The organism is Tardiphaga sp. (assembly GCF_028290785.1).
Taxonomy (GTDB): Bacteria; Pseudomonadota; Alphaproteobacteria; order Rhizobiales; family Xanthobacteraceae; genus Tardiphaga.
On sequence record NZ_JAQGJD010000368.1, the window covers coordinates 1 to 7,127 of the forward strand.

The 7,127-nt window shown below is 64.7% G+C and carries 5 protein-coding genes; 1 reads left to right on the forward strand and 4 read right to left on the reverse strand.

Going from position 1 to position 7,127, the window contains the following annotated elements:
• From JWR89_RS23415 to JWR89_RS23425, 3 genes are all read right to left on the reverse strand, one after another.
• The coding region (locus tag JWR89_RS23415; RefSeq protein WP_299720557.1) for a CusA/CzcA family heavy metal efflux RND transporter at positions 1 to 2,765 on the reverse strand (2,765 nt) is incomplete at its 3' end.
• Positions 2,766 to 2,801: 36 nt separating this feature from the next.
• The gene (locus JWR89_RS23420; RefSeq protein ID WP_299720558.1) at positions 2,802 to 4,058 is read right to left on the reverse strand and encodes an efflux RND transporter periplasmic adaptor subunit; all 1,257 of its coding nucleotides are present in this window, start codon (positions 4,056 to 4,058) and stop codon (positions 2,802 to 2,804) included.
• A 135-nt stretch (positions 4,059 to 4,193) separates the two neighbouring features.
• The gene (locus JWR89_RS23425) at positions 4,194 to 5,591 is read right to left on the reverse strand and encodes a CoA transferase (protein ID WP_299720559.1); all 1,398 of its coding nucleotides are present in this window, start codon (positions 5,589 to 5,591) and stop codon (positions 4,194 to 4,196) included.
• 104 nt (positions 5,592 to 5,695) lie between these two features.
• Here JWR89_RS23425 and JWR89_RS23430 point away from each other — a divergent pair, with 104 nt between their 5' ends.
• Positions 5,696 to 5,998, forward strand: coding sequence for a hypothetical protein (locus JWR89_RS23430; RefSeq protein WP_299720560.1), 303 nt, complete (start codon positions 5,696 to 5,698; stop codon positions 5,996 to 5,998).
• Positions 5,999 to 6,032: 34 nt separating this feature from the next.
• Here JWR89_RS23430 and JWR89_RS23435 read toward each other — a convergent pair whose 3' ends face one another.
• Positions 6,033 to 7,052 carry a 1-aminocyclopropane-1-carboxylate deaminase gene (locus tag JWR89_RS23435; protein ID WP_299720561.1) on the reverse strand — a complete coding sequence of 340 codons (1,020 nt, stop codon included), beginning with the start codon at positions 7,050 to 7,052 and terminating at the stop codon, positions 6,033 to 6,035.
• Positions 7,053 to 7,127: the final 75 nt, after the last annotated feature.

Below are 7,127 nucleotides of genomic sequence, written 5' to 3' on the forward strand. Positions count from 1 at the left end.
CCGAGCACGCCGCCGAAGATCGCCATCGGGATCACGCTCATCGCCAGCAACGTATCGACCATCGAGCCGAAATTGAACCACAGCAGCACCGCGATCAGCGCGAGGCTGATCGGCACCACGATCGACAGCCGCTTGATGGCGTCCTGCAGATTGCCGAACTCGCCGACCCATTCCGCGCGAGAGCCGGGCGGCAGTTGCACCTGGGTGGCGACCTTGTCCTGCGCTTCGGTGATCGCGCTGCCGAGATCGCGCTCGCGCACCGAGAACTTGATCGGCAAATAGCGCTCCTGGTTCTCGCGGTAGATATAGGCCGCGCCCGACACCAGGTTGATGGAGGCGACTTCGCTGAGCGGAATCTGCGTCACCGTGCCGTTCGGGCCGGGCGCGCCGATCCGCAGGTTCTGGATGGCTTCGGCACTCTTGCGATATTCCGGCGCCAGGCGAACGATGATCGGGAAGTGACGGTCGGAGCCGGGCTCGTAGAGATCGCCGGCGCTGTCGCCGCCGATCGCCGTTTTGATGGTGGCATTGATGTCGCCGGGCGCCAGGCCGTAACGCGCGGCCTTGGCGCGGTCGATGTCGATCTGGATGGTCGGCTGGCCCAGCGAGGTGAACACCGCGAGATCGGTGACGCCCTGCACGGTTGATAGCACCGACTTGATCTTGTTGGCGGTGACGGTCAGCGCCTCCAGATCGTTGCCGAACAGCTTGATGGAGTTCTCGCCCTTCACGCCGGAGACGGCTTCCGAGACGTTGTCCTGCAGGTATTGCGAGAAGTTGAATTCGACGCCGGGGAATCTGTCCTGCAGCTCTTTCAGAAGCCGCGCCGTGAGCGCGTCCTTGTCCTGCGGGGCCGGCCATTCGGTGGACGGTTTCAGCGGCGCGAAAAACTCGGCGTTGAACAGGCCGGCGGCGTCGGTGCCGTCATCGGGGCGACCGTGCTGCGACACCACGGATTCCACCTCGGGCTGCGCGCGGATGATCTTGCGCATCTCGTTGACGTAGCTGTTGCCTTCCTGCAGCGAGATGGTCGGCGGCAACGTGGCGCGGATCCACAGGTTGCCCTCTTCCAGCTTCGGCAGGAACTCGAGGCCGAGCAGACGCGCCAGAATGATCGTCAGCACCACCAGCGCGAGGCCAGCGCCCATCACCAGCTTGCGGCTGCCGACGGCCCAGTTCAGCACCGGCATGTAAGCCTTGTGCAGCTGCCGCATGATCCAGGTTTCGGTTTCCTGCACGTGGGCCGGCAGGATGATGGCCGATAATGCCGGGGTGATGGTGAAGGTGGCGATCAGGCCGCCGGCCAGCGCATAGGCGTAGGTCCGCGCCATCGGCCCGAAGATGTTGCCCTCGACGCCGGACAGCGTGAACAACGGCAGGAACGCGGCGATGATGATCGCAGCGGCAAAGAAGATCGAGCGCGACACGTCGGAGGATGCGCTGAGGATGCCGTGCTTCTTCATGCCCATCACAGTCTCAGGCGAGATGTGGCTGGCCTCGGCCTCGGACAGTTCGGTGGTATGCGACAGCCGGCGGAAGATCGCTTCGACCATGATCACCGTGCCGTCGACGATCAGGCCGAAGTCGATGGCGCCGACCGACAGCAAGTTGGCGGATTCGCCCCGCAGCACCAGGATGATCACGGCAAAGAACAGCGCGAACGGAATCGTGGCGCCGACGATCAGCGCGCTGCGCAGGTTGCCGAGGAACATCCACTGCAGCAGCACGATGAGCAGGATACCGACCACCATGTTGTGCAACACGGTGTGGGTGGTGATGTCGATCAGGTCCTTGCGGTCGTAGATGCGCTCGATATGCACGCCGGGCGGCAGGATGCTGGAGTTGTTGATGGCATGAACCGTCTGCTCGACTCGGGTGATGGTCGGCGAGCTCTTCTCGCCGCGGCGCATCAGCACGATGCCCTGGACGATGTCGTCGTCCATGTTGAGGCCGGCGATACCCAGCCGCGGCTTCTCGCCGACGGAGACGGTCGCGACGTCCTTGACCAACACCGGGTTGCCGTTGGTTTGCGAGATCATGGTGCTGGCGAGATCGTCGATGGAGCGGATCAGGCCGACGCCGCGGACCACGGCGGACTGCGCGCCGATATTGACGGTGTTGCCGCCGACATTGATATTGGCGTTGCCAACCGCCGTCAGCAATTGCGGCAGCGTTAGGCCGTAGGCCACCAGCTTGTTGAAATCGACCTGGATCTCGTAGGTCTTGGTCTTGCCGCCCCAGCCGGTGACGTCGATGACGCCCGGCACCGAGCGGAAACGTCGCTGCAGCACCCAGTCCTGCAAGGTCTTGAGATCGAGCACGCTGTAGTTCGGCGGTCCGACCAGGCGGTAGCGATAGATTTCGCCGATCGCTGACAGCGGCGAGATGCCCGGCTGCACGTTGCCCGGCAGTGGCGACAACTGCGACAGCCGGTTCAGCACCTGCTGCAGCGCCTCGTCATAGGTGTAGTCGAACGAGAACTGCAGCTTGACGTCGGACAGGCCGTACAGCGAGATGGTACGGATCGTCTTCAGGTTCTTGATGCCGGCGACCTGGGTTTCGATGGGGATCGTGATGTAGCGTTCGATCTCCTCCGACGACAGGCCGGGCGACTGCGTGACGATGTCGACCATCGGCGGCGTCGGATCGGGATAGGCCTCGATGTTGAGCTGGTTGAACGCGAACAGGCCGCCGATCATCACGGCGAGAAACAGCCCCACCATTAGAAAACGGCGGTTGACGGCAAGAGCAACGAGACGATCCATCCAGATCGGACCTTTCAGAAAAGCCGAAGCTGGGAGTTAGCTGGCGGACGCCGCGCGGTCGATGAACAGGCTGCCCTTGGTGACGATGCGTTCGCCCGGCCGCAGGTTGCCGGAGACTTCGACAAGGTTGCCATTGGTCAGACCGGTCTTGATCTGGCGCAGTTCGATGGTCTTGTCCTTGTCATGGGCCACCCAGAGCCGGACCTGGTCGCCTTCATAGATCAGCGCCTGGCGGGGTACGCCCACCGTCGGCTGGTCGCCGGGAGCGTAGATCGTCACCGTGGCGAACATCTCCGGCTTCAACAGGCCGGCGCTGTTGTCGAGCGTCGCGCGCACCTGCAGCCGACGGGTCGCCGGATCGAGCGCGGTGGCGACATAGTTGATCTTGCCGGTCAGCACGCGGCCGGGCAGCGCCAGCACGCTAAAACTCATCTCCTGGCCGAGTTCGACCGCCGCGGCCTCGGTCTCGCGCACGAAGGCGGTGAGCCAGACGCTGGAAAGGTCGCCGATCACGAACACCGGATCGCTGGCGCCGGAGGAGACATATTGCCCGGGGCCGATCTTGCGCTGCACGACGGTGCCGGCGAGCGGCGCATAGATGGTGGTCTCGGGATTGATGCGGCCCTTTTCCTGGAACGCGGTGATGGCCTCTTCGGACAGGCCGAGAATGCGCAACCGGTTGCGCGAGGCTTCCAGCGCGGTCTCGGCCGAGCGCTGGTCGTTCTGCGCCTGGAACAGCGTGGCCTGGCTCTGCTGGTAGTCCTTCAGCGGCACGGCCTTGCCTTCGAACAGATCCTGGGCGCGCTTGTTCTGAATCTGCGCCAGTTCGAGTTGCGACTTCGCCTTGTTAAGGCCGGTCACGGCGGTAACGAAGTCGTTCTGCGCCCCCACGGTGTCGGCGGCTTCGATGACGAACAGCGGCTGGCCCTGTTTGACGCTGTCCCCGGGCTTGGCGAGCAGCTTGGTCACCCGCCCGGCATAGGGCGAGAACACCGGCGTCGATTTGTCTTCATCGACGGCGATCTTGCCCTCGGTGACGTGCTCGGCGCGGAAGGCATGCGCGGTAACGGGCTCGATGGTCAGGCTGGCCCACTCCGCCGGCGTGGTGGTGTAGCGCTGCGGGTTCTTGCGCGACTGACTGGACACCTCGGAATTTCGGCGCGGCGTTTCGGCAGCTCGCATGAACGTGAATGCACCGATCGCAACAACGGCGACGACGGCCACGCCCGCAATCACGCGCTTTCTGCTAAGCATCGGAAATCGTTCGATAAAATTCGTCACTCGAAGATCCATGTCGGAGGCGCGCTCAATCCGCGGCGTTTTGTCTCGTCCCAGCGCTAATAGTGCGCATCTGGCGGTTCAAACAATCTAAAAACGCATGTACGCCTACGAATCTCGGTTAAAAGTTTGCAAGGCTGCGAACGGCTTTCATGTGCGGTCCGGCCAGCGCGGCGCATGGCTCCCAAGCGGCACCGCCGGACGCGACCACGATGCCGGGGTTTGCGATAGCACGGCGGCATGACGAACCGCCGACAGCACGCCGAAGCCGGAGGGCGTCGGTTCGATAAAACCGGCGACATCGCCAGCTTTCAGATCCGGCGCGGCGAGACCGTCGGCGAGCCGGCCCATATCCCACAGCCATTGGCCGGTGCGCGCCAGCGACACCTGGACATGCCAGCTGCCGCCCTGCTTGGCCTGGCGCGCTTTGGCCATCATGGCGCCGAATGCCATCAGATAGCCGGTGGCGTGATCGAGCATCTGCGCCGGCAATTCTTTCGGCCCCTCGACACCCGCCGCCTGCCCTTCGGCATGGTTGAAGCCGGTGGCGCACTGCACCAGCGAATCGAAGCCGCGGCGCCCGGCCCAGGGCCCGGCGCGGCCGTAGGCGGACAGCGAGACGTAGACGATGCCCGGGCGGATGGCGGCGACGTCCTCCGGCGAGAAGCCGAGCGCGGCCAGCGCCTGCGGGCGGTAGCCCTGCGAGAAGATGTCGGCCTCGGCCAGCAGACTGCGCAAGGCGTCGGCGCCCTGCGCGGTTTTCAGGTCGGCAAATGTTGAAAGCTTGCCGCGGCCGGTGTCGATGGTCAGCCACGGGATCACCGGCAGGTCGGGGGCGGATACCAGCATCACGTCGGCGCCGTGCGCCGCCAGGGTGCGGCCGGCGACCGGACCCGCAATGACGCGAGACAGATCGAGCACGCGCAGGCCCGCAAGCGGACGGTCGCCGGATGGCCAAGGCCTGGGGTCGGCATCACCTATCCGGGTGATCTCGACCAATGGTAGCTTGGCGATGGCCCTGGCCTGCGGCAGTGCCTGCCATTCGTCGTAGGAACGCATCAGCGCGACGACGCCACCGGCGGCATAGGCGGCAGTCTCGAAGGCTTCGCCATCCCACGACAGCAATGCGACTTGCACGGCGTTGCGTTCGGGGATGCAGTTCAGCACCTGGCAGACGGCATCGCGATGATGCAGGAAGTTGGTGTGCAGCCGGACGAATTTTCCGCCACCGGTTTGGTAGACCCCGGCGATGGCGTCCCAGGCTGGCGGCGGCGGTTGGCCGTCGCGGCGCAGATAGCGCTCGGAGCGGCATTCGACCACCGCGTGGCGCATATCGACGCTGACACCCTGCGACTGCCCGCTGCGTTGCCGCCAGATCTCCGCCGCAGCCAGGCCGGCCGCCGCAATACCGACCTGCGCCGCGGCACCTACGCGAAACGACGACGGCAATTGCGGCTCGTTGCCGGTGAGCGTGACAGCCTCAAGCGCGGCCGCGTCGCCACCGGCGTCGGTCCAGAGAGCGGCGAGGATCTCGCGAATGGTCTGCATCGCCGCTCCTTTCCTTTGCACGCAGCGCGGATTCGATTTCAACTGATACGTCCGCGCCGGCAATCCTGCCAACGCAATTCATGGCATTCCACGAGGAGGACAACATGGCCGCCATCGATCCGTTGACCGCTACCGGCGTCTTGCTGGCAACCGCCGCAACCGACGCGGTCTATGTGATGTTCACCTCCGCGGTGGTCGCACGCCGGCGCGTGCCGGCCGCGACATGGAGCAGTGTCTGGTACGTGCTCTCGTCCTATGCGGTGATCAGCTACACCGAAAACTGGCTCTACGTGGCATTCGCCGCCGTCGGCTCGTGGCTCGGCGCCTTCGCGACCATCACTTTCCTGCACCGCCCGCCCGGCGGCCCGCCGGTGGGCGCGGCGCCGAGCGATGTGGGACGGACTTAGCTGCGAGCAGTCCTGTACGAGCTGCCCTGCTGCGTTACCCGTTCCGATAGGTGTAGCTGTAGCCGTTCAGCGCCGGGGCGCCGCCGAGATGGGCGTAGAGAACCTTGGAGCCATCCGGAAAGAACCCTTTCTTGACGAGGTCCATCATGCCTTGCATGGACTTTCCCTCATAGACCGGGTCGGTGATCATCGCCTCGGTCCGCGCCGCGAAGCGGATCGCCTCGTTGGTCTCGTGGCTCGGCACGCCGTAAGCGGGATAGGCGTAGTCGCCGAGAATGACGATCTCGTCGTCGCGAACCGCGCGGCCGAGTTCGACCAGCTCCGCGGTGCGATCGACGATTTCACGGACCTGGGTCCGCGTCTGCGCAGGCGTGCCGGAGGCATCGATGCCGATCACGCGATCGGCGCGGTTGTCGGCCGCGAAGCCGACGATCATGCCCGCCTGGGTCGATCCGGTGACGACGCAGACGATGATATAGTCGAAGGTGATGCCCATCTGCGCTTCCTGGGCGCGGACTTCCTCGGCGAAACCAACATAGCCCAATCCGCCATACTTGTGCACCGACGCCCCGGCCGGGATTCCGTAAGGCTTGCCGCCGGAATCCTTCACGGACTGGATGGCGTCTTCCCAGCTCTTGCGGATGCCGATGTCGAATCCGTCGGGGACAATCCGGCTGTCGGCGCCCATCAATCGCGTCATCATGATGTTGCCGACCCGGTCATAGACGGCATCCTCGTGCGGGACCCAGCTCTCCTGCACCACGACGCACTTCATGCCGATCTTGGCCGCGGTGGCCGCGACCAGGCGGGTATGGTTGGACTGCACGCCGCCGATCGACACCAGCGTGTCGGCGTTGGACGCGATCGCATCGGGCACGATGTATTCGAGCTTGCGCAGCTTGTTGCCACCCATGGCGAGGCCGGAGTTGCAGTCGTCGCGCTTGGCGTAGATCTGCACCTTGCCGCCGAGCGCCTCGGTCATCCTTGGCAGGTGCTCGATGGGCGTGGGGCCATAGGTCAGCGGGTAGCGTTCGAACTTGTCGAGCCTGAGCATGTCGATCTCCGAGTCTTTGATGCAGACCCAGAAATAGCATATAGCTTATGGAAGGTGCTCTCTAAGTAACCGCAT